This is a genomic window from Solibacillus sp. FSL K6-4121 (assembly GCF_038002585.1).
In the GTDB taxonomy this organism is placed as follows: Bacteria; Bacillota; Bacilli; order Bacillales_A; family Planococcaceae; genus Solibacillus; species Solibacillus faecavium.
In genome coordinates, this window is record NZ_JBBOCS010000002.1 from 363032 (window position 1) to 383912 (window position 20881).

Annotated in this window: 22 protein-coding genes; 11 read left to right on the forward strand and 11 right to left on the reverse strand. The window is 35.6% G+C overall.

What is annotated here, in order from left to right; translation table 11 throughout:
- Positions 1-193 precede the first annotated feature (193 nt).
- Genes MHH95_RS11245 through MHH95_RS11260 form a run of 4 tightly spaced genes read left to right on the forward strand, consistent with a single transcriptional unit; the run spans position 194 to position 4622 of the window.
- Positions 194-1660: a spore germination protein gene (locus MHH95_RS11245; protein WP_340727627.1), complete on the forward strand. Its 1467-nt coding sequence runs from the start codon at positions 194-196 to the stop codon at positions 1658-1660.
- Positions 1657-2703 carry a GerAB/ArcD/ProY family transporter gene (locus tag MHH95_RS11250; protein WP_340727628.1) on the forward strand — a complete coding sequence of 349 codons (1047 nt, stop codon included), beginning with the start codon at positions 1657-1659 and terminating at the stop codon, positions 2701-2703. The genes MHH95_RS11245 and MHH95_RS11250 overlap by 4 nt, the downstream gene beginning before the upstream one ends.
- Complete coding sequence (locus MHH95_RS11255; RefSeq protein ID WP_340727629.1) at positions 2703-3743, forward strand: Ger(x)C family spore germination protein; 1041 nt, start codon at positions 2703-2705, stop codon at positions 3741-3743. The genes MHH95_RS11250 and MHH95_RS11255 overlap by 1 nt, the downstream gene beginning before the upstream one ends.
- A gap of 21 nt (positions 3744-3764) precedes the next feature.
- Positions 3765-4622, forward strand: a complete 858-nt coding sequence (locus tag MHH95_RS11260) for an MBL fold metallo-hydrolase (protein ID WP_340727630.1) — start codon at positions 3765-3767, stop codon at positions 4620-4622.
- Between the two features lie 47 nt (positions 4623-4669).
- Here MHH95_RS11260 and MHH95_RS11265 read toward each other — a convergent pair whose 3' ends face one another.
- The 6 genes from MHH95_RS11265 to MHH95_RS11290 form a co-directional block, all read right to left on the reverse strand.
- Complete coding sequence (locus MHH95_RS11265; RefSeq protein ID WP_340727631.1) at positions 4670-5527, reverse strand: manganese catalase family protein; 858 nt, start codon at positions 5525-5527, stop codon at positions 4670-4672.
- A 280-nt stretch (positions 5528-5807) separates the two neighbouring features.
- The gene (locus MHH95_RS11270) at positions 5808-6056 is read right to left on the reverse strand and encodes a hypothetical protein (RefSeq protein ID WP_340727632.1); all 249 of its coding nucleotides are present in this window, start codon (positions 6054-6056) and stop codon (positions 5808-5810) included.
- Positions 6040-6579 (reverse strand): RNA polymerase sigma factor, encoded by a 540-nt coding sequence (locus MHH95_RS11275; RefSeq protein ID WP_340727633.1) that lies wholly within the window; start codon positions 6577-6579, stop codon positions 6040-6042. Before MHH95_RS11275 ends, MHH95_RS11270 begins: the two co-directional genes overlap by 17 nt.
- Complete coding sequence (locus MHH95_RS11280; protein ID WP_191699296.1) at positions 6563-6946, reverse strand: group-specific protein; 384 nt, start codon at positions 6944-6946, stop codon at positions 6563-6565. The genes MHH95_RS11275 and MHH95_RS11280 overlap by 17 nt, the downstream gene beginning before the upstream one ends.
- Before the next feature lie 5 nt (positions 6947-6951).
- Positions 6952-7710, reverse strand: a complete 759-nt coding sequence (locus tag MHH95_RS11285; RefSeq protein ID WP_340727634.1) for an ABC transporter permease — start codon at positions 7708-7710, stop codon at positions 6952-6954.
- Positions 7707-8423 (reverse strand): ABC transporter ATP-binding protein, encoded by a 717-nt coding sequence (locus tag MHH95_RS11290; protein WP_340727635.1) that lies wholly within the window; start codon positions 8421-8423, stop codon positions 7707-7709. Before MHH95_RS11290 ends, MHH95_RS11285 begins: the two co-directional genes overlap by 4 nt.
- A gap of 674 nt (positions 8424-9097) precedes the next feature.
- On the opposite strand from MHH95_RS11290, the gene MHH95_RS11295 reads away from it, so the two are divergent.
- Together MHH95_RS11295 and MHH95_RS11300 are read left to right on the forward strand one after the other, a co-directional pair.
- Positions 9098-11095 carry a catalase gene (locus MHH95_RS11295; protein WP_340727636.1) on the forward strand — a complete coding sequence of 666 codons (1998 nt, stop codon included), beginning with the start codon at positions 9098-9100 and terminating at the stop codon, positions 11093-11095.
- 516 nt (positions 11096-11611) lie between these two features.
- Positions 11612-12667, forward strand: a complete 1056-nt coding sequence (locus MHH95_RS11300) for a YkvI family membrane protein (protein WP_340727637.1) — start codon at positions 11612-11614, stop codon at positions 12665-12667.
- Positions 12668-12748: 81 nt separating this feature from the next.
- On the opposite strand, the gene MHH95_RS11305 is transcribed toward MHH95_RS11300, so the two are convergent.
- The 3 genes from MHH95_RS11305 to MHH95_RS11315 are packed head-to-tail and all read right to left on the reverse strand — an operon-like array spanning position 12749 to position 15795.
- The gene (locus MHH95_RS11305) at positions 12749-14308 is read right to left on the reverse strand and encodes a YndJ family protein (protein WP_340727638.1); all 1560 of its coding nucleotides are present in this window, start codon (positions 14306-14308) and stop codon (positions 12749-12751) included.
- On the reverse strand, positions 14277-14885 hold the full coding sequence (locus MHH95_RS11310) for a DUF4166 domain-containing protein (RefSeq protein ID WP_340727639.1): 609 nt from the start codon (positions 14883-14885) through the stop codon (positions 14277-14279). The genes MHH95_RS11305 and MHH95_RS11310 overlap by 32 nt, the downstream gene beginning before the upstream one ends.
- Position 14886: 1 nt before the next feature.
- Positions 14887-15795, reverse strand: a complete 909-nt coding sequence (locus MHH95_RS11315; RefSeq protein ID WP_340727640.1) for a DoxX-like family protein — start codon at positions 15793-15795, stop codon at positions 14887-14889.
- A 392-nt stretch (positions 15796-16187) separates the two neighbouring features.
- Between MHH95_RS11315 and MHH95_RS11320 the strand changes: the two genes are divergently transcribed.
- From MHH95_RS11320 to MHH95_RS11335, 4 genes are read left to right on the forward strand one after another with little or no spacing between them, the layout of a single operon-like run.
- Positions 16188-16565: a GntR family transcriptional regulator gene (locus MHH95_RS11320; protein WP_340727641.1), complete on the forward strand. Its 378-nt coding sequence runs from the start codon at positions 16188-16190 to the stop codon at positions 16563-16565.
- A complete protein-coding gene (locus MHH95_RS11325) occupies positions 16565-17443 on the forward strand; it encodes an ABC transporter ATP-binding protein (protein WP_340727642.1) in 879 nt (292 codons plus the stop codon). Before MHH95_RS11320 ends, MHH95_RS11325 begins: the two co-directional genes overlap by 1 nt.
- Positions 17427-18035, forward strand: coding sequence for an ABC-2 transporter permease (locus MHH95_RS11330; RefSeq protein WP_340727643.1), 609 nt, complete (start codon positions 17427-17429; stop codon positions 18033-18035). Before MHH95_RS11325 ends, MHH95_RS11330 begins: the two co-directional genes overlap by 17 nt.
- 23 nt (positions 18036-18058) lie before the next feature.
- The gene (locus MHH95_RS11335; RefSeq protein ID WP_340727644.1) at positions 18059-18331 is read left to right on the forward strand and encodes a YfzA family protein; all 273 of its coding nucleotides are present in this window, start codon (positions 18059-18061) and stop codon (positions 18329-18331) included.
- Positions 18332-18504: 173 nt separating this feature from the next.
- Here the strand turns inward: MHH95_RS11335 and MHH95_RS11340 are convergent, their stop codons facing one another.
- Both MHH95_RS11340 and MHH95_RS11345 read right to left on the reverse strand, forming a co-directional pair.
- Positions 18505-19017, reverse strand: coding sequence for a hypothetical protein (locus tag MHH95_RS11340; protein WP_340727645.1), 513 nt, complete (start codon positions 19015-19017; stop codon positions 18505-18507).
- Positions 19018-19189: 172 nt separating this feature from the next.
- Entirely contained in the window at positions 19190-19528 is a 339-nt protein-coding gene (locus MHH95_RS11345; RefSeq protein WP_340727646.1) for a hypothetical protein, read from the reverse strand.
- A 358-nt stretch (positions 19529-19886) separates the two neighbouring features.
- Here MHH95_RS11345 and MHH95_RS11350 point away from each other — a divergent pair, with 358 nt between their 5' ends.
- Complete coding sequence (locus MHH95_RS11350; protein WP_191699282.1) at positions 19887-20867, forward strand: TAXI family TRAP transporter solute-binding subunit; 981 nt, start codon at positions 19887-19889, stop codon at positions 20865-20867.
- Positions 20868-20881: the final 14 nt, after the last annotated feature.

Sequence of the window (20881 nt, forward strand, 5' to 3'; positions counted from 1 at the left end):
GTATTACCGTATAGTAAAAAAATAAACATTTCTATCAAAATTTTAACTGGGAAATTTCTAATAACTAAAGCACTCATTTATTTTTATCAAAATAATATTTTTCTCTCTAGTATATCCACCTTTCCTAACTTTCATAAAAATGAATAAATATTTTAAAAATGTCCCATACTTTTACAAAAAAGGGGGAGTCGTTTTGTTACAAACATTGGAAATGAAGCAAGAGATAAAACGACTTAATAAGGAATTCCTCCATTCAGCAGATTTTGTAGTGAAAGAAATAAAAATAGGTCGAGATGAGGAAGCGATCTTATGTTATTATTCTTCCCTTGTAAATAAGGTTGATGTTGAACAAAACATTTTGAATCTTAGACAGTCGAATCAACTATCCGAAGAAAATCATGACATAGAGGAAAAGGGCACTGTACAAAAACAGTTAGTTAAGGATAATTCCGTAACAATTACTACCGAAAAATATAATCAACGAAAACTAGTTGACTATGTCTGTAACGGTGAGACATTAATCATCCTATTACAATCAAACCAAATGATTCGCATTAACAATCCCGAATTTGCTCATAAAACGCCTGAAGAGCCAGAAAATGAACAAATAATACGAGGTTCCCATGAAGGGTTTACTGAAAATTTTGATACAAATGTATCGCTTATTCGAAAACGTATAAAAAATAATAAACTCGTTGTTAAAGAAGTTTTACTCGGTAAGGAGACGAAAACGACTGTTTATTATTTTTATGTAGAGAATGTAGTGGATCGTGAGGCCCTTAAGACTGTAGAAAAACGTTTAGATGAAATGGATCTGAATATGTTTTATAGTATTGGGCAGCTTAGTGACCAACTAGATGATCAAGTATGGTCTCCATTTCCGCAACTTTTAAATACAGAACGACCAGACCGTGTTGTAGCGAATATATTAGAAGGCAAAATTGCGGTTATGACGGATTTGTCTCCTACAGCACTTATTGGACCTGTAACATTTTTTTCCTTTTACCAAACACCGGATGATTTTAACGCACGCGTATTAGTCGGTACATTTTATCGGTTAATGCGAATTTTTAGCTTTGTATCTGCTATTTTCTTGCCAGCATTTTATATCGCCATTGTAAGCTTTCATTTTGAGGTACTACCACTCGAACTTGGTAATAAAGTTAAGTCAGACATTAACCAAATTCCGTATCGGCCATTGATCGAGGCAATGATCATGGAAATAACGATAGAACTAATACGAGAGGCGAGTGTACGACTTCCGAAATCTATTGGTCAGACAATCGGTATTGTCGGGGGTCTAGTAATTGGGGACGCTATTGTAAGTGCAGGGCTTGTATCAAATTTGATGGTTATTGTCGTAGCATTTACAGCAATATCAAGCTTTGTAGTGCCTTCTGTTGAGCTGAATACATCGATTCGTATGCTTCGCTTTCCATTCATGTTTTTAGCTTCACTGTTCGGATTTTTCGGTATTGTTATTGGTACTTTTTTATTGGTTATTCATTTATTGAATTTGACTTCTTTAAAACGGCCTTATTTTTCACCAATTATTCCGTTTGAACCAAAAGAATTACGAAAGGTTTTTATTAGGGGACCTTTTTACAAAGCGAATAAGCAAGCAACAAGCTTTTCACCTAAAAAGGATGATAATACATGACCATTCAATTGACGAAAGTACAATTATTTTTATTAATGTTCGTTATGCAAACGGGATTTGTATATACTTCTTTTCAAAATTTAATAATCGAACATGGGAATCGTGATGCGACCATTCAATTTATCATTATCGCGATTATTTTCTTTTTCCAATTATTATTTTTTGAAAGAACATATAAATACTTTTTGCTGAACGGATTAACAAAAATACTTTATATAATTTACTGGACACTCTATATTGTCGTGTTCGTCATTTATATTACGTATGTATTAACTTCCTGGATATTTCCCAATACACCTACTATAGTACTGATCACCATATTTCTATCAGTTTGCTTTTATGCGAGTATTAGTAGACCTGAAACTGCTGTTAATATCGGTGTAGTGCTAATACCTATGCTTTTTTTGTTTTTAGTGTTTATGTTTTTGACTATTCCAAATCTCCATGGAACAAATTTACTTCCGTTATTTTATGATCGTAAAGAAACGTGGTGGATGGGATTTGTTTTTGCTACCTATGCATTTGGTGGTGCAGAAATGTTTGTAGTACTTCGGAAATATTTAGTGAGTAAAGATAAAATCCCGAAAAAAACCCTAGCTCTTTACTTTACCTTGTTAACTAGCTTTTATTTGTTATCCATTTCCTTTACATTAATGTACTTTTCAATAGAAGAGATTAAGCTGATTCCTGAGCCTGTTTTATATATTCTGCATTCTGTAGAAGTTACATTTGCCAAGAGATTGGATATATTTTTCGTGTATATTTGGCTTTCCTGGTCATTAGTCGCCATTGTGAACTACACACTTGTTCTGCGATTAGTGTATTTTGAAAAAAAGCGACTTTCTCCTAAGCTACAGCAACTCATATTTTTTGGAATCGTCGGTTTAACGGCAAACTACCTCATACGCTTTTCAGTCTTGGAATTTTTTAAAAACTATTTAGTATACCTGAATTTAATTTTTACTTTTATTTTACCGATACTTATTATTTTTATTAATAAAATAAGGGGGAAAACAATATCCGATTCCGAAATACCATCTTAATGATTTCGCCATTAATACTGTTAGCTGGATGCTGGGATGAGCGGCTTTATAAAAATTCATCGGTTGTATCATTAACTGGTTTTGAAGGGACAATTGGTGAGTTAACTGCTTATTATGCGTATCCGGAAGCGACTACAGAAGAAATGAAAACAATCGTGATTACCGGGGATGGTTTATCTCCGAGGGATGTGCGGCAGGATGCGGAGCTTAAAGTAGAGCAGACATTAGATTTATCGGTACTGTCTACCGTACTTATTTCGGAAGAATCTGCTAAGGATGATATATATGAGTATTTGGATGGCTATTTCCGAGATCCCAACAGTCCGATTACTTCAAAAATGGCTATTGTTCAAGGTGATTTAAAACCATTTTTTGAACTGAGTGAACAAAAGCAAACAACCGCTGGCGAATATTATGAGCGCTTTATAACAAGCTTGGAAGAAAACTCGCTAGTAATACCTTATACATTGCAAACTGCTTGTGCAATATTATTTGAAAATGCGCAGGATTTAGCATTGCCCTACTTGAAAATGGGGGAGGATGGACGGCCAATTTCTGATGGAATAGCGTTGTTTTCTGGAAGGTCATTTACAGGGAAGACCTTAAATACTAATGAAAGTTTAATGTTGAATATATTAAATGAGTCAGTAGGCTTTGCAACTCGTATTAGTTATTTATACAAAGACAGTCCTGTAACTGTTCGTCTTAATAAATCAAAAAGGAATCTTGCTATTTCCGAAGATAAAATTGAAATCCAACAGAAAATGGAACTGATTATGTCGGAGTTTCCCCAAGATCATTTAAGTGACGCTACTTTAAGAAAGGATCTAGAACAATTTCTTACTGAAAAAATCGAACAGGATATGAATGATGTAATAAAAAAGTTACAAGAAGCAAAGAGTGATGCATTGGGACTTGGCCGAAATGTAAGGGCTTTTCATCCGAAGCTATTTAAGAAAAATTGGAACGAACATTTTTCAACTATGGATATATCCGTCAAATTAAGTGTAGAAATTGTAAAAACAGGTATATTAGAATAAAGGATTTTGGAGGGGATATTTATGGATAAAGATATGAGCTATGGTGATGATTATAAATTCATACCAGCGACTTCGAAACAGAGTGGCATAAGCATAGAGGTATTACCTGACTTGTATGTACACACAGTGCAGATCGTAAATATCGTCTTTTATAGCTACCCAAATAGCGATGATTTCGTGTTAATTGATGCGGGCATGCCGAGCAGTGCAGATGCCATCATCATAGCTGCTGAAAAAAAGTTTGGGGAAAATGCAAGACCGAAAGCGATCATTCTGACACACGGCCATTTCGATCATGTAGGTGCAGTCATCGAATTAGTTAGACATTGGAAAGTACCGGTTTATGCCCATTCTTTAGAATTACCTTATTTAACAGGGGAAATCGATTACCCTGAAGCAGATCCGAGTTCAGATAGTGGGCTAGTAGCGAAAATGTCGCCAATGTTTCCAAATGAGGCGGTTAATCTAACAGGTTATATCGAGGAGCTGCCACTTAATGGAACGGTTCCATATATGGAAGAGTTTCAATGGATTCATACACCGGGTCATTCTCCGGGACATGTATCGTTATTTAGGGAACGTGATGGTGCATTAATCGTAGGTGATGCCTTTGTGACGGTGAAGCAAGAATCGCTCTATAAAGTATTTACACAGGAAAAGGAAATGAATGGTCCGCCAAAGTATTTTACGACAGACTGGGCTCTTGCATTTGATTCCGTCAAAAAATTAGCAGCTTTAAAACCTGCCATTGCCATAACAGGTCACGGCTTACCGATGAGCGGTGAAGAATTAACGCAAAACTTAAAAAGGCTTGCAGATAATTTTGAAGAAATGGCAATACCGAATAAAGGGAAGTATGTCAATAAAGAAAATGAATGAAAAAGGCGTGTCCGATATTTTTCGGACACGCTGTTTATTGCAAATTATTAATTATTCAAATCATATAAACCAGGGCTATGTTCATTTGGCATATCGGGCATTTGCGGTACTGGGAATCCTTCTGGTGGTGGTGTTACTTGATATGTTCCACCATTTCGGCTCGGAGAAGTTCCTTGGAGGATTTCGCCGATTCGTGTCGGGTCCAGCCTAAAGTTGAATTGGGTATTATGATAGCCCATATCAACAAATTTACGGCACTCCGGATACTTATTGATGTCATAATTTGGTATCGGGAATAGTTTTCCCCAATCCACGCCTAAAGTTTCGAGAGCTTTTGCAAAAGCATTTTGATGTGCATTATCACGCACGATTAAAAATGCCAGAGTCTCACGGAACGTCTGGTTTGAGCTCATTTCGTAAATACGTGTTTTCTGCAGAACACCTGTTGATTCCAATACAAGGTTATTCAGTAAATCAGCTGCAAGGTTACCGTGCGAGTAAACCCAAGAGCCATTCCAAGGATTACCGGCGGCATCTACTGGTAACGATGCTTGTGCACCGATAATGTAGTGATGGGGATTTGCGTGACGGACTGCATCATCTAGAGGTGATTGGTCCATACCATTATTACCTGGGGCACTCGACTCTCCAGAACCATTCAATAATTGATTAATTGTATTTTGAACAAGTTCCACATGGGCGATTTCCTCTAAAAAAATACCGCGAAGTAAATCTCGGAACTGTGTTTCTTTTCCTCTGAAATTGGAGCTTTGGAAGAAAAATTGCATCATCGTACGCATTTCTCCGTAATGTCCGCCTAAAATCTCCTGCAATACGCGGGCAGCTTCTGGGTCTGGTTTATCGGGCTTAATAATATTGATTAATTCTTCTTTGTAGTAATACATAATTCCCCTCGATTCATTAATTTTTTCTTACTTTGCTATAAATAGTATGGTCAAATAAAATGAAGGCATGCATTGATAAAATATAATCGTCGATAGGTTGTTTTTCTAATAAAATTTCACTTGATTAATTGGTGGGCTACGGCAAGACAGCGCTAAAGCCCGTGACGTGTCTAGCATAGTGACGTGGAGCGGGAGCTTTTAAGTTTGTTATCACCACCTTATGGAGATGAACTAAAAAAACAATATTTTCAATTTATAGGGAAATTGAAAATATTGTTGCTTAGTAAAGAAATAATATTTGAACCATTGCCAGAAATATTCCACAGACTATCGGAAATAGCTTTAAAAATAGGTAACCATTGTTACTGTCTGACAACTTTTCTAAAGGATCCTTAGCAGGAGAACCTAAATAACGGATAAAACGACTGAAAGGTGATTGTTTTACAGCAAGCTTTTTTGTTGGTACATCTATTTTGTAAGTGTCCAACAAGTTTGCGAGTTCTTCTTCGTTTTTAAAATCCTCTTTCATGTTGGAACGCCTCCTTTAACTCAATTTTCAAGACTTGAATGGCTTTGTGTAAACGGGATTTAACTGTACCGGTTGGAATACTTAATATAAGTGCTATTTCTTCTAATGGTAAATCTTCATAATAGGCAAGTAAAATCACCGCCCGTTGTTTGTCCGGGAGTTTTGCAATTGCCTGCTGAATCATAAGTTTATCATCCGTTTGCAGCGCTTTTTTAGGAATAGGAACTAAAAAAGGTAACAGCGTTTGCCACCGTTTTCTTCTATTTAGCTTATTAATTAAATGACGATAGGCGATTTGAAATAAAAACGACTTCACTGTGCCGAGGGATGCATTGTACTGATGATGCTTCTTTTGCAAAATCTCAAATGCATCATGAACCGTATCGATACTAATTTGTTCTTCTTTCGTATATCGGAATAAAAAGCAGTATAGAGGTTCATGAAGTCGTTCGTATAATACACCTAATGCTTCTATATTACCCGTCTGAACCTGCTGCATCAATTCTTCATTCGTCAATGTCATGGACTTCACCAATTTGTGCTTTAATACATTTTAAAGTAGAAGAAATTCTTGTCACTAAATAGGAAATCGTTACAATGACCCAGGCTTGGGCCTGATTTGTAAAAAATTGAACGTATGGGTTTTCAATAGTTTCACCACCGAAAGTAAGCAGCATATTTAATGCTTGAACACAAAAGATAGTATAAATGGCGAGTATAAGTGTAAGTGTATCAAATACATTCCAGCGTAAATAAATTTTCGTTTTTTTGTAGTTGATTTTGCCGTTTTCTTTAATGACATATTTTTTATGGTAAGGAATCATGATACCAAGAATAATAATGATCCCTATAGCAGCCACGATAAGAGAAATAATAAATCCAATACCCATTTTGCTCAGTCCTGCCTTATATAAATTTGTTTTGCAAATATACTTAAAATCATACAAAGAATTGTTAGTATAATACTATATTGATATAGAGGTAACCATGTATGGTCAGTTAAATTTAACTGGAATTGCAATGTATCACTTAAATATAGCATCGGATTCCAAATTAAGTAAATATAATAATTCTGTGGTTGCTGCTCATTAAGTGTCAGAAATAATGATGTCATCGTAATGGAAAACATAAATACAAGCATAATTGGGATAAGCAAACTTTGTGCAACTTTCCCGTTTTTTACAATACCAGCTACGATAAAGCATAGTGGATAAATCGCGAGTAAAACAAAATTACAAATTAAAATGATGGAAATAAGAGCAGTTATGGATAGTGAAATAATGAAGGAATAGCCTGCCAATAAAAGTAATAACACGAAATTCATCATTAGAAAAACTCCTAAACCAATCCCCAGAAAATACTTTGCCGGTGAAATATTTGTTCGTTTGAGTAGATGAATTGTATTATTTGCCTTTAAATCTGCCAAATAAATCGTTGCACTTGAAAATGCAAAGGCAAACACTAAAAGCATGATGGAGATTGGGAAAAACTGACCTTTAATCATAAAGTCCAACGTTTGCGGACTACTTTTTATACTGATCGTACATATCCATGAACAAATGATAAATATAAAGGCAGGAAGTAAATTACCCAGAAATACCCCAGTGTTACGAATCGATTCCAATATAAAGCTTTTAGCTACTTGTATAATCATTTAATCCGACCTCCTAATAATTGTCCTGTCACTTCAAAATACACAGCTTCTAAACCTGAAAATGTTGGGTTTTTATATTTCTCCACAAGCTCCTCTGTTGTACCGTGTTCGATAAATTGTCCATTCTTCATTATATAAACAGCATCAAATAAAGCCTCCAGTCCGCTAATTTCATGACTAATAATAAGTAGGCATTTATTTTCGTTTTGTACTTGATTTTGCAGGAAACCGAATAATTGCTTTTTCTTTTTCAAATCCAAATCTGCAAATGGTTCATCTAAAAGGACAATTGGTTTGTTCATTAAAAATGCTAAGTACAAGGAAAGGGCTTTTCGTTGTCCGCCCGATGTATTTTTAATCAACGTTTTTTCGTATTGAGCGATATCTAAAATTTCATAAAGATCTTTCAAGTTTGAAGGCTTTGCAATCAGTTTTGTAAAAAGCTGAATCACTTCCTTTACCTTTAAAAAAGAATAACTTTCGAAAAATTGATATTGTAGTGCGACTAAATTTGAGACATCTTCATGCTCGTTTCCACGAATAGACCCATGATCAATTTTTTCATCCCCAGCAATGCACTTTAACAATGTCGATTTCCCAGCACCATTATCACCGAGTAACAAGTAGCATTGGCCATACTGAAATGTTGATGAAATTCCATTTAAAACAGAGTGGTTCTGATAGGATTTTTGAACTTTATCTAAAATTAACAAGTTGATGCCCCCTTTAAATTGCTTTTCACTAACTATACAAATGGGGAGGCGGAAAAGTTCATTTTTTATTTGAAAAATTTACAAGTTTTTTATGAACTGCCTTTATATGCTTTTGCGAGGCCAATCAATCAAATGCCTTCTAAAATAAGGGGAGATTTTACCGTTATTTGAGGGGGGGAGCTCATTTTTGTTATAAATAAGGGAACGTTTTACCGTTATTTTAAATAAAACCGTGAAATTTCATGTTTTTTAGGTCAATAACGGAAATTCCTTCCCTTATTTTTACTATTTTTTATGTTATTTTAAAAATAACGGAAATTCATTCCTCTATTTATCTCATTCCGAAATTAATCTGCCGCCTCCACTCCCAACCACCATAATTGGATTTAGAATTATCGGCTTTAATCAGGTATTTGTTAACTTAGTCATTGCTGGGTTACATTCTTATGCTTGAAAATATTATGAAGAAAAAATAGCGACCTCATAGGGGTACGCTGTTTTTTTTATATAGTTATAAGGATTTTCGAATTTGCCGCACACTTTTTACCAATATTTCAAATGTTACGTTTATATTTCATAAGATTATATTTTTATAAACAGGGTACAAAATTAGTAGAGAGGTTGAGAGTTACCTATCTTATGAAATTTGCTATTTTGTATGAGGAGGATTTTACGTGGAAAACAATAACAATAAAAAAGTCGAACAATTGCAGCAGTTTACAGCGAAAGATGAGGGTAAGCCACTAACTACGAACCATGGACTGAAGTTAACGAATGACGAGCATTCATTAACAATTGGTGAGCGCGGTCCAACAATAATGGAAGACTTTCATTTTCGTGAAAAAATGACGCATTTTGACCATGAGCGTATTCCGGAGCGTGTCGTACATGCGAGGGGCTCTGGTGCACATGGTGTATTTGAAAGCTATGGCGATGCATCAGATATAACAATGGCTCATTTCTTAGGAGAGAAGGGTCGACAAACACCTGTATTTGTACGTTTCTCGACAGTAGCAGGATCAAGGGGCTCAGCAGAAACAGTACGTGATGTACGAGGTTTTGCAACGAAATTTTATACAGAAGAAGGAAATTATGATTTAGTCGGAAATAATATTCCCGTTTTCTTCATTCAGGATGCGATTAAATTCCCTGATTTCGTCCATGCTGTCAAGCCGGAGCCACATAATGAAATTCCTCAAGCGCAAAGTGCCCATGATACGTTTTGGGATTTTGTCGTAAATAATGAAGAAACGGCGCATATGACAATGTGGCATATGTCTGACCGTGCAATACCGAAAAGCTATCGCCAAATGGAAGGCTTTGGTGTAAACACATTCCGTTTTGTTAATGCAAATGGAGAAGCCCATTTCGTGAAATTCCATTGGAAGCCTGTACAAGGTATGGAATCTTTAGTATGGGATGAAGCTCAAAAAATAGCAGGTAAAGATCCTGATTTCCATCGTCGTGACTTGTTTGACCAAATCGAAGCAGGGAACTACCCGGAATATGAGCTAGCAGTACAGTTAATTCCACAGGAAGACGAGTTCAAGTTTGATTTTGATATTTTGGATCCAACAAAAATTTGGCCAGAAGAGCTTGTTCCTCTTCGAAAGCTTGGAAAAATGACGTTAAATCGCAATGTTGATAACTTCTTTGCTGAAACTGAACAAATTGCATTCCATGTTGGTCATGTTGTTCCAGGTATTGATTTTTCAAATGACCCATTGTTACAAGGGCGTTTATTCTCATATACAGACACACAGCTTATCCGTTTAGGTGGTCCAAACTTCCATGAGCTGCCGATAAACCGTCCAGTATGCCCATTCCATAACAATCAACGTGATGGTTACGGTCGTATGACGATCAATAAAGGACGTGTTGCTTATGGAAGAAATGGTTTACAAAACGATACACCGCATGTTGTTGATCAAAAAGACGGTGGCTATGCTCATTATCAAGAAAAAATTGAAGGTCGTAAAGTACGTGCGCGAAGCCTATCATTTGAAGATCATTATTCTCAGGCACGTCAATTCTGGTTAAGCCAAACGCCTGTTGAACAGCAACATATTATTGATGCCTTCTGTTTTGAATTAGGAAAAGTAGAAACAATTGGAATTCGTAAAGCTGCAGTGGATATGTTTGCGCGAGTGGACCGTGCGATGGCTGAACAAATTGCACAGCGAATTGGTGTATCCGCACCGGATGCGTCAATCGAGCAGGTAGTGGACTTGCCACCATCAGATGCTGTAAGTATATTAAAGAATCAAGTGCCGGTTTTAAAGACAAGAAAGGTCGGTATTATTGTTGACACAAACAGTAATGTGGATGATCTTATTCAAAGTTTGGAAAATGAAGGGGTTATTGTTGAGTTAATCAGTGATAAACAAGGTATGATCAATAAACGTGAAATTGATCATACATTAGAGACGGCAGACCCTGTTCTTTACGATGGGCTATTTGTAGCAGCAAGCTTTACAGATGTAGTACAAAACCGTAAAGTGCAAAGATTTGCAGATGAAATATTCAATCATTATAAAACACTAGGCTATATTGCATTTGAAAGTATGGATAAATTGTATGCAAATGCACCGGGTGTTGTAACAGCGCCTGATGAATTTATCAATGCTTTAAAAATGGGCCGCCATTTCGACCGTACAGATGCAACGGGATGATCTTTATATAGTCAAATAAACAGCATAAAAAAGTTCAAAAAGGCATTTTTCTCATTGAGAAAAATGTCTTTTTGTTGCACATAAAATATTATTTTCAACATTTATTTTCTTTAGCCCATAATATTTGCCTTTGTAATTTGAATAAAAAAACGCTACACTACTTTTTGCTGTGAAATTGCTAGTTTACTAGGGTATGATATTATGAATGGGTATAAAAGCCAGTATGAAAGTTCCATGACAAAGAGAGTTATTGAATTATTTGGACATTAACAAGAGCTTATATGAATAAAAGGAAAGGAGGAATTTATGCAGTAACTAGAATGGAAACTATAATTGTATTAAAGCTGAGGTCATTATTACCATGGCAGAACGGTTATTAAATATTATCACAGGGTAGCATTTTAATGAATGAATCATGTTAATATGGATTCTGAAAAATCTTATGTGAGGAATAACCTAATTTATCTTTCTTATACATACTGAACCGTAGTTATACAAAAAGGGGGAGCGAGGCGTTTGAAAAATATATTAAAAATTGGAAGCGCATTTATTGGTGTGATTGTAGGTGCAGGGTTCGCTTCAGGACAAGAAATACTGCAATACTTTACGAGCTTCGGAACACTCGGGATATTCGGAGCAATTTTATCAACGGTACTGTTTACATGTATTGGTATGCTTTTAGTATGGCTAGGCAGTTATACAAAAACGAATTCACATAAGGATGTTATTTACCGGATTAGCGGGCGTTATCTAGGAACGGTGATCGATTTTATACTTATTTTTACGTTGTTTGGCGTAGGCGTCGTTATGCTTGCCGGTGCCGGTTCGAACTTAAACCAACAGTTTGGATTACCGATCTTTGTAGGTACGACTCTTATGACAATACTCGTATTATTGACAGGTTTTTTAAAGGTAAATCGAGTCGTTTCCATTATTGGAAGCATTACGCCGATTCTCATTATTTTTATTATATTTATTGCGATTTATAGTTTTCTAACGATGAATGGAACTTTTACATCGTTAAACGACATAGCACAAGCCACACCGACTACTTTGCCAAACTGGTTTATTTCCAGTATTAATTACGTTTCATTTAATATCGCTGTTGGAGCTTCGATGTCAATTGTAATGGGCGGGGCAGAAAAAAATCCAAAAACTGCAGCAATTGGTGGATTAGTTGGTGGATTTGTTTTAGGAATACTAATTCTCTTAATTCATTTAGCTATTTTCTCGAAAATCGAAGAAGTTGGAACGTTGGACATGCCAATGCTGGGGATAGTTAGTAATTTATCGCCAACACTAGGTATTCTCATGTCATTAGTTATCTTTGCAATGATTTATAATACAGCGGTAGGAATGTTCTTTTCTTTCTCAGCTCGTTTTGCAGAATCAGGAACAAAGAAATTTAAAATATTCTTTATTATTACGATGATTGTTGGCTATTTAGCAAGCTATGTAGGATTTACTGGGCTAGTTAGTTATTTTTATCCTCTAATTGGTTATTTGGGGATTATCCTAATTATTGCTTTAGTGGCTGCGCCTTTTATTATTAAGAGACAAGAAGTACGATAATTTATAAGAAGAACGAATAAAGCATTTAAATCAAAAGCTACCATTTTCTCTTTTAGGAAATGGTAGCTTTTTTTCTGTACTTCATCTATTAGTTTTTTTCTCAATTTGATAATCAATATGTAGAAACTTCATTCCAAACAGTTTCATATCATGGGTTGCGATAAGTATTCCTTTTTGTTCTTTTATAACAAAATACTCATGGAGCGGCAGTTTGATAACATAGGTACCAATCGCCAAATACGTACCGGCATCGCCTTGTCCATCACTCGTTAAGTACAGTACGCCGTCTTTTGCGGAAAGCTGTAAGATTCCGTGCATTGAAGAGAATGGCAAGGGCAGTGCGATATTCATATAGGTATTAGTTGCATCATTATGCTGCGAATAAATCGCATTAAATACGGGTTCGCCATTAATCGACCGTTGCCAAACGCGCGGTTTTTCTCGCCCATCATTTTGCGAATCGACTTCCAAAATTTCACCGTCCATCACAATCGTTTTTGAAGAGAACGGTAAATTCAGCTGTCCCATTTTCCGGCTAATAAACTGATACACAAAAGCAAAGGGTTTAAACCATGTTTCCCATTGAACAGACGCTTTTAATTCAAACTGCGTTGTTCGTTCGTAAAACTCAACGATTAAAACAGGGATTTCCATTTTATTAAGAAAAGATGCCATATCATCGACCAATCCACGCGCTGGTTTGTTTGTTGGAGAAAATCGCCCGCGAATTTTACTTACCGGAAATGAGTAATCGTTATGCTTTGTCGGAGGAGTATAAAGACTCCAAGCGAATACCACGGCAATACCAAACCCTAAACAATTTAAAAGCCCATGAAAGTCCAGCATATCGGGAATATCCACAATAATTTTTCCAGTTAAATTACTGTAAGCGTATAAAAATGACCAAATGATTGTAAAACACAATGTTATAAAGGCCAGCCGGATAAAAAGGCTTTGGATATGCGGCAACCGCCATTTCATGACATAGAAGCTAATACTGAAAATAGCAAGTACATATAAGCTGACCGAAATGATTTCAATAATTCTTGAAAAGGTAATTCCGACAGCTACTAGCATTGGTCCTGCGGCAATAACGGCACAGCAAAATTTATAGTATCGAGTCATATGAAGACGCCCAATCAATCCGACTGTAATACATAGTAAAAAGGCGGAATAATGAAAGTGAATAGCAGTTAGCCATGTAATAATCGGACTAAATCCTGTATTCAACTGTAACTGGAATGCCAAAAACCATAGTCCACCCATCACAATATAAATCAGTCCGATATCAATCATTATTTCAGCCGTGTTCGTAAATCCCCGTCTCAAAAATCGGTTGACCCCATGGGAAGCAATGACAAGTGTACTTAGCAAATAAGCCAGCACACAAAGTAGGATGAGAAAATCCTGTTGCGTGAAATACAGCATTGTTACAGCAAATTGGCCGATTACAATAATCAGCTTTTGCCAATTTTTCAGCAAAACTAACTGTTCCAGTATGACTGGTACAAAGATCAGTTGTGCCAATGTTAAGTAGTAGTACATTGATGTTGGCTCATTAAATAACAGTAGGGCAGCCATACAAGTAAGACCGATGCTTGTTAAAGGTCTACTGAGTACACGGCGTAAACTGACCAGCATACATCATCATCCTTCCAATTAAATCGTTGTAAATGGAGACATGAATCGTATACACATCCAGCACATCATCATATCCTTCTGTCACAACTACGCGACCTGTCAGCTTCCTTGGCAAGGCAAACTCTGTCTGGCCAATTACAGCACGTTGATCTGCAGAGCGTATCATTAAGGAACCATCGTTTGTAACATCCATTTTTAAATCGGAGTAGAACAGGGCCGGATCCCCTAAATAATCTTTTACGATTTGCCGCTCCAAATCGACTGTCATTGTAGCATTGAACTTGCGTGTTGTCTGATCAAAGAAAAAAGTACGTTCCCAATAGACTTCGGCTTCTTTTTCATTGTTCATTTTCGCTGTATTCTTTATTGTAAAGGGAATTTCCTTGCCATACTCAGGAAAAAGAAAATCGGTTTTCGTAAACAAATGATACATCGGACGTAAAAAACGCGGTCCGGAATGAATGACTTGCATTGTTCCTTGAGCATGAAAAGGCTGACCTAATGGAAGGCGGTATCTTTCCTGCAGTTTTGGATGAAGCCTGTTAAAGTCATTTGCCAACAATGTTACGTAAATCATATTAAGCACCTCTTTTTCGTTTGCAAAATCTTGCAGTCGGTAATTCTTTTGTCAGTAGTAAAGCAATGATGGAAGCAAACCATAATCCAATATTCAGTGTGACGACATTAAATGGAGCCGTTGCAACTGTGGGTGCCGCAATGATTGCGCTTAATGTCAGCAAAGGGAACAACACAATTTGCGCCTTTAGCAGCAGTTGTTGCAATTTGGGTACCAAAAAAAGTAACCCAATCATCATTTCCAAAACGCCAATCCAAATAATTGCCGTGGACGCTTGGCCCAATGATAGCGGTGACAGTTTCATCAGCATATCAATCTCAAGCGGATGCTTCATCAGCACTTTCGGTACGAGACCTTGGTACATCCACGTAAAACTAAATAGAAAGCAGAGCAAATAATAGCTGAAAAATCGTCGGTATTGTGTGGCCGGTTTTTCTCCAGATTCAATCCACCTTGCGAGTACATTAAAACTAAGTGCGGTAGCCCAACCGATTACAGGGCGAAACAGCTGATCGAATAATTGACCGAGTTGACCGAATCGGACGTCGTAGTCATACTGGGTGAGAAAAGTTACATGGTCACCATTCGGTATATATTGCCAATAGCCGCGACCTTCCTTAATAGGGGAGATCCGTTGCGGTGTCCCGAAATGGAGCGAAGAGGTTTTAACACCACTTGCTTTTTCGTGTGTTCCTTTACTTTCCCCCCAACCGGCTACCGACAGACCCGGCATCACTTTGGTTGTATATGTAAATGTTTGAGGAGCATCCTCATGTTGTTTTTCAATATAGGTAATCGATGTAAATCGCAAATCCCACTGTTCATGTAGGTCGGGCTGCTGTGTATAGTGCCATACTTCTTCAATCGAGCTGTCTATTACGGTTTCCACATAAATCGGCTTTTTCTTCAAGATGTTCAGCTCCTTTATTAAAAAAAAATGTATTCTTTTCATTCATCATACATTAATTTAACCATCCTGATTAGACAGAAATAATAGAAAAATTTTTTAATAGAATGAATACCGATATTTTACAATATGAAGTTTTATATGCTATGGATCGATTGAATAACCGAATTATAGGGGGAAAGCAATGGACCTTATTTTGAAACGAAACCAATTAATGTCTGATATTAACTTCCAGTAAGATAATTCCAACCGACAAGACCCGTTCATAAAATTGAGCGGGTTTTTTTATGTTTATCTTTTATGAAATATAAATTAATGATTTTATTGACAATAAATGGAGTGATTATGTATATTGTATATAAAGTATATATACAATATGAATTGAGGATACAAGCATGCAAATTTTAATCGCTCACAATTCGAAAGAACCGATTTACGAGCAAATCTTTAATCAAATAAAGAAAAGTATTTTGGCTAACGAACTTCCTTCGGGATATGCTTTACCTTCTATGCGTAATATGGCAAAAGATTTAGAGGTCAGTGTCATTACGACAAAGCGCGCATATGAGGAATTGGAAAAGGCCGGATTAATTTACTCTGTTGTCGGGAAGGGCTCCTTCGTTTCGGAGCAAAATATCGAAATGATTATCGAAAGAAAACAAAAAGTAATTGAAGAACAGTTAAGTCAGGCTATAAAAAACAGCAAGGAAATCGGTTTAAGTTTAGATGAACTAAAAGAAATTATGACATTGTTATATGAGGAGATGGATTAATGGAATCAGTAATACAATTTACAAATGTGAATAAAGCTTTTAATGATTTTGCGATTAAGAATCTTACCTTTGAAATTAAAAAAGGCTTTGTTACTGGGTTTGTTGGAGCAAATGGGACGGGGAAATCAACGGCGATTAAGCTGCTTATGAATATACTGCAGCCTGACAGTGGGGAAGTTAAAGTTTTCGGTTTAAATTATAAAACACATGAAAAAGAAATCAAACAGAGGATCGGTTTTGTCTATGATGAACATGTATTTTATGAGCATCTTTCATTGCAGGAAATGAAGAATTTAATTCAGCCAGTATATATACAATGGGATGACGAACTTTTTTATAAATATGTAGAGCAATTTCATTTGCCTTTAAAGAAGAAAATCAAAACCTTCTCTAAAGGGATGATGATGAAAGCTTCACTGGCAATCGCTCTATCCCATCATGCAGAACTGATTATTATGGATGAGCCGACAGCAGGACTGGATCCAGTGTTCAGACGTGAGTTTTTAAATTTATTGCATGAGATTGTACAGGATGGCGAAAAAACCATATTCTTTTCAACACATATAACATCCGATTTAGATCGGATTGCAGATTATATTATCTTCCTTCACAATGGAGAGCTAATATTTATGCATGAATTTTATACAATCGCAGAAAAATACGTCCTCGTTAAAGGCGGGTTGAATTTACTTGATCAAGACACCGAGAAAGAGTTTATTGCAGTTAGAAAAACAGAGCTAGGATTCGAAGGTTTGTCGTGTAATAAGGAACAGGTAATGCAATTATTTGGAGACTTAGCTATATACGAAACAGCAACGCTCGAAGATATTATGTTCTATACAAAGAAAGGTGGAGAGAAGGGTGTATCAATTAGTTAAAAAGGATTTAATCATTCATAAAAAAATGCTAATGGGAATGTTTCTTGTTTTGCTTATTTATATGTACATCGATATTCCGATTATTTTTCTAGGTCTACTATTTTCCATGACATTGACATTAAACCTATTTTCAACGGATGAAAAGCGACATGCACAAATGTTATTAAGCTCATTACCTTTTACACGTAAAGAAATTGTCAGCTCAAAATACATTTCAGCAATACTTTTTATTTTATTAATCGTATTGGCGATAACTGGTGGTAGTTTATTATTTCAACAAGTGTTACCAAACGGGTTTCATTTATTAATGATTGCAATCGGATCGTTATTTGTCGTTTCTTTTATGTACCCAGTGGCCTATAAATTTACTAGTAAATATGTGAACATCACATTTTTCACATGCTTTGGACTTTATTTGGCAATAATTATGTTTTTCATCCCTAATTTAAATGATCAGATTCGGGAAATTTTCACCAAAATAATGAATTTAGGGGAATCGCAGCTTATTTTATATGCAGGCCTTATCTTGGTGATTACGTATATTCTATCCTGGTTATTATCAATTCGAATTTATGAAAAGAAAGTGTTTTAAAAATCCCTTTAGGAGGAGTTTTTATGAAACTAATAAAAAAACAGTGGTTACTTCCTATTTTTGCTTTTTTATTATTACAAGTGGTTTTTGTATTAATGGAGTTTACAGGCTGGATTCCTCGTTTAAGAGAAATAGACGGGAATTTATTTGGTACCCTTACAGATACCCTGCTGTTTAAAGAGTGGTTTAACTTTTACGATACGCCGTTCTTTAACCTGTTCACCGTCTTTTTTGGAGTGCTCGTTATAATAAATATCATAGTCAGTTTATTATTCAAAAAAATAAAGGTTTTTTAATACAGTTAATCAAGCTTCCAAACCATTTATAAAGGAAAATGCCTGAAATAGCGCATTTTCCTTTTTCTAATTTAAAAGATTTCAATAGTAGTTCGGCTGCTGTGATATGCTCCCCATTAGCTAGACAGATTGAAAGTAGCATTTTGGGACGTTATTTTGAATTGTTATGAATACTACAAGTTTAAAATTTCATCTACAATCTGTTTCAACCCATCATTCAATCCTAATAAATAATGATACTTCTCCGTTGCAAAAACATAGCTATGATTTGTACTTTCGGGTGAAAAGATGTAGTCGAATTCTTTAATTTCCGTGGCAGATTCCTTATCAACCAATACCTCTGTACTATCTTCTACTTTGTATATATTCACTTTATATTGAATTGTATTATCATTTAAATACTCGATAACATATGTGGATTCCTTATTTAATAATTTTTTTTCAGATTTTTTTAATTCAAAAAAGGGCTGGTCATATATATTAACCATATCGTTAAAAAAATTATCGTTCTGAGTATATTCGTATATTTGTTTCTCTGTTTCGCTATCTTTTACGATGATTAAATCGACTGAGGAAATGTTATTTAATATTCCCCCTATGTAATTCACTTTGTTTTGCTCAGTCCAAATAGAAAAAATGACTCCCCCCAAAACAAAAAAGGCTATTAAGAATATCCATTTCTTCATATGACACCCCCAATAATAGTTATTTAATCTATATTCGATTTGTTATTTAAAATACCTTTAGAACATTCCCAAAGCAAATTTTGGGCGAATTTCAAAATGCTTATTGCACCTAAAGCTCGTTAGTTTAATAAGAAAAACGATGCTTATTAAAAAATCGAGCTCGATTGCTAATTTACATCTTTGATATACCATAGATAAAAATACAAAGTAATAAACTGATAATGGTTAAGCCAGCAACTGGAATAGCAAAAACTTTATTGTTTTTAAATTCATAGATTGCTGTAATTGCACCTGCGACGCATAATGCTAACCATACGGGTATAAACACAGCATCCGCTATATTTGTTGGTAAAAGGGCGTAACCACTAATTAAGTAAAATACCCAATGAAAAACCAACAGTCCTACTATTACATAAGAAAATTTTCGAGGTGGGTTTCCTTTATGAACTTTTCTAACAGCTATAAATACAGGAATGGAAAACGTTAAAAATGCAATAATGCCAACAACCATTAAAAATATTAATGAAATTCCAATGATGAACACTCCCTATCACAATACCTGATTTTGTAATCTGACTTATTTTACAATAAAAGGTTGCATCACCCGATTATTGAATACAAGTAAAACAAGTACTAAACCGACGTTTGATAACATTTGTAGTGCTCGACTTTTTAAATCCCATAATTACTGTTTTCTCCCCAATAACCAGATATCACGATGAAGAAATTAGAATTTTTAATAAACAGGAGATATGCGTGAACTTTAGCATTTATTCGTAATTTTTAGAATAAATTGCAATGTAAGGGTTTCCTTTTTTGTTCTGAATAGCTAAACTAGCAGTATAGTATAAAAAATAAGGAGGAATTTCATGAAGAAAAAATTATTTTTAGTTTCTGCTTTATCGTTATCATTGGCACTTGCTGCTTGTAATGGAAGTGATGACAAAGAAAATGGGGGAACTGACGCAACTGAAGGTTTGGAAACAAACATCGTAACAATTGCAACAGGTGGTGCGAGTGGGCCTTATAATATCATCGGTACAACGCTTGCGGATCAATACGTGAAAGAGTTTGATGTGAACTCTCGTACGCAAACAACGGGTGCATCTGTAGAAAACATTAATTTATTGGAACAAGGGAAAGCAGAAATGGCATTTGTCATGAGTGATGCTTTGTCACAGGCAATCAATGGAGAAGTGAGTTTTAATGAACCGATAAAAAATGTTTCTCAAATCGCAACATTGTATCCGAACGTTGTACAAATCATTACAAAAGAAGGATCGGGAATTAATACAATTGAAGATTTAAAAGGAAAACGCATAGCTGTTGGAGATCAAAACTCAGGTGTAGAAATTAATGCCCGCGTATTACTGAATGGGCACGGGATTACATATGAGGATGTTAAAGTGGATTACTTAGGGTATGCGGAAGCAGCGGATGGCTTAAAAGCTGGAACAATTGATGCAGCCTTTTTAACGAGTGGCTTACCAAATGCTTCTGTCATGGAGTTAGCTGAAACAACAGGTATCCAATTAGTATCCGTAAACGCTGAAAAAGTAGCAGAAATTGCAAAAGAACATCCTTACTTTATTTCGTATGATATCGCAGTAGATACGTATAAAAATGAAGAAGCGATTACAACAGCGGCCGTGCCAAACGCACTGGTTGTTCGTACAGATATGAGTGAAGATGATGTATATGATTTAACGAAGCAATTCTTTGAAAGTTTACCTACTCTTCAAAATTCACATCAAGCTGCAAATGATATTACATTAGACGCTGCACAAGAAAGCGTTGTAGCACCAATTCATCCAGGTGCACAACGTTATTATGATGAGCAAGCGAAGTAAGAGCTTTACAATCG

Bases quoted from the DNA above. Each gene is read 5' to 3' on its own strand.
- MHH95_RS11250 (WP_340727628.1), top strand. From the start codon at position 1,657: ATGACCATTCAATTGACGAAAGTACAATTATTTTTATTAATGTTCGTT.
- MHH95_RS11255 (WP_340727629.1), top strand. From the start codon at position 2,703: ATGATTTCGCCATTAATACTGTTAGCTGGATGCTGGGATGAGCGGCTT.
- MHH95_RS11260 (WP_340727630.1), top strand. From the start codon at position 3,765: ATGGATAAAGATATGAGCTATGGTGATGATTATAAATTCATACCAGCG.
- MHH95_RS11265 (WP_340727631.1), bottom strand. From the start codon at position 5,527: ATGTATTACTACAAAGAAGAATTAATCAATATTATTAAGCCCGATAAA.
- MHH95_RS11270 (WP_340727632.1), bottom strand. From the start codon at position 6,056: ATGAAAGAGGATTTTAAAAACGAAGAAGAACTCGCAAACTTGTTGGAC.
- MHH95_RS11275 (WP_340727633.1), bottom strand. From the start codon at position 6,579: ATGACATTGACGAATGAAGAATTGATGCAGCAGGTTCAGACGGGTAAT.
- MHH95_RS11280 (WP_191699296.1), bottom strand. From the start codon at position 6,946: ATGGGTATTGGATTTATTATTTCTCTTATCGTGGCTGCTATAGGGATC.
- MHH95_RS11285 (WP_340727634.1), bottom strand. From the start codon at position 7,710: ATGATTATACAAGTAGCTAAAAGCTTTATATTGGAATCGATTCGTAAC.
- MHH95_RS11305 (WP_340727638.1), bottom strand. From the start codon at position 14,308: ATGCTGGTCAGTTTACGCCGTGTACTCAGTAGACCTTTAACAAGCATC.
- MHH95_RS11310 (WP_340727639.1), bottom strand. From the start codon at position 14,885: ATGATTTACGTAACATTGTTGGCAAATGACTTTAACAGGCTTCATCCA.
- MHH95_RS11320 (WP_340727641.1), top strand. From the start codon at position 16,188: ATGCAAATTTTAATCGCTCACAATTCGAAAGAACCGATTTACGAGCAA.
- MHH95_RS11325 (WP_340727642.1), top strand. From the start codon at position 16,565: ATGGAATCAGTAATACAATTTACAAATGTGAATAAAGCTTTTAATGAT.
- MHH95_RS11335 (WP_340727644.1), top strand. From the start codon at position 18,059: ATGAAACTAATAAAAAAACAGTGGTTACTTCCTATTTTTGCTTTTTTA.
- MHH95_RS11340 (WP_340727645.1), bottom strand. From the start codon at position 19,017: ATGAAGAAATGGATATTCTTAATAGCCTTTTTTGTTTTGGGGGGAGTC.
- MHH95_RS11345 (WP_340727646.1), bottom strand. From the start codon at position 19,528: ATGGTTGTTGGCATTATTGCATTTTTAACGTTTTCCATTCCTGTATTT.
- MHH95_RS11350 (WP_191699282.1), top strand. From the start codon at position 19,887: ATGAAGAAAAAATTATTTTTAGTTTCTGCTTTATCGTTATCATTGGCA.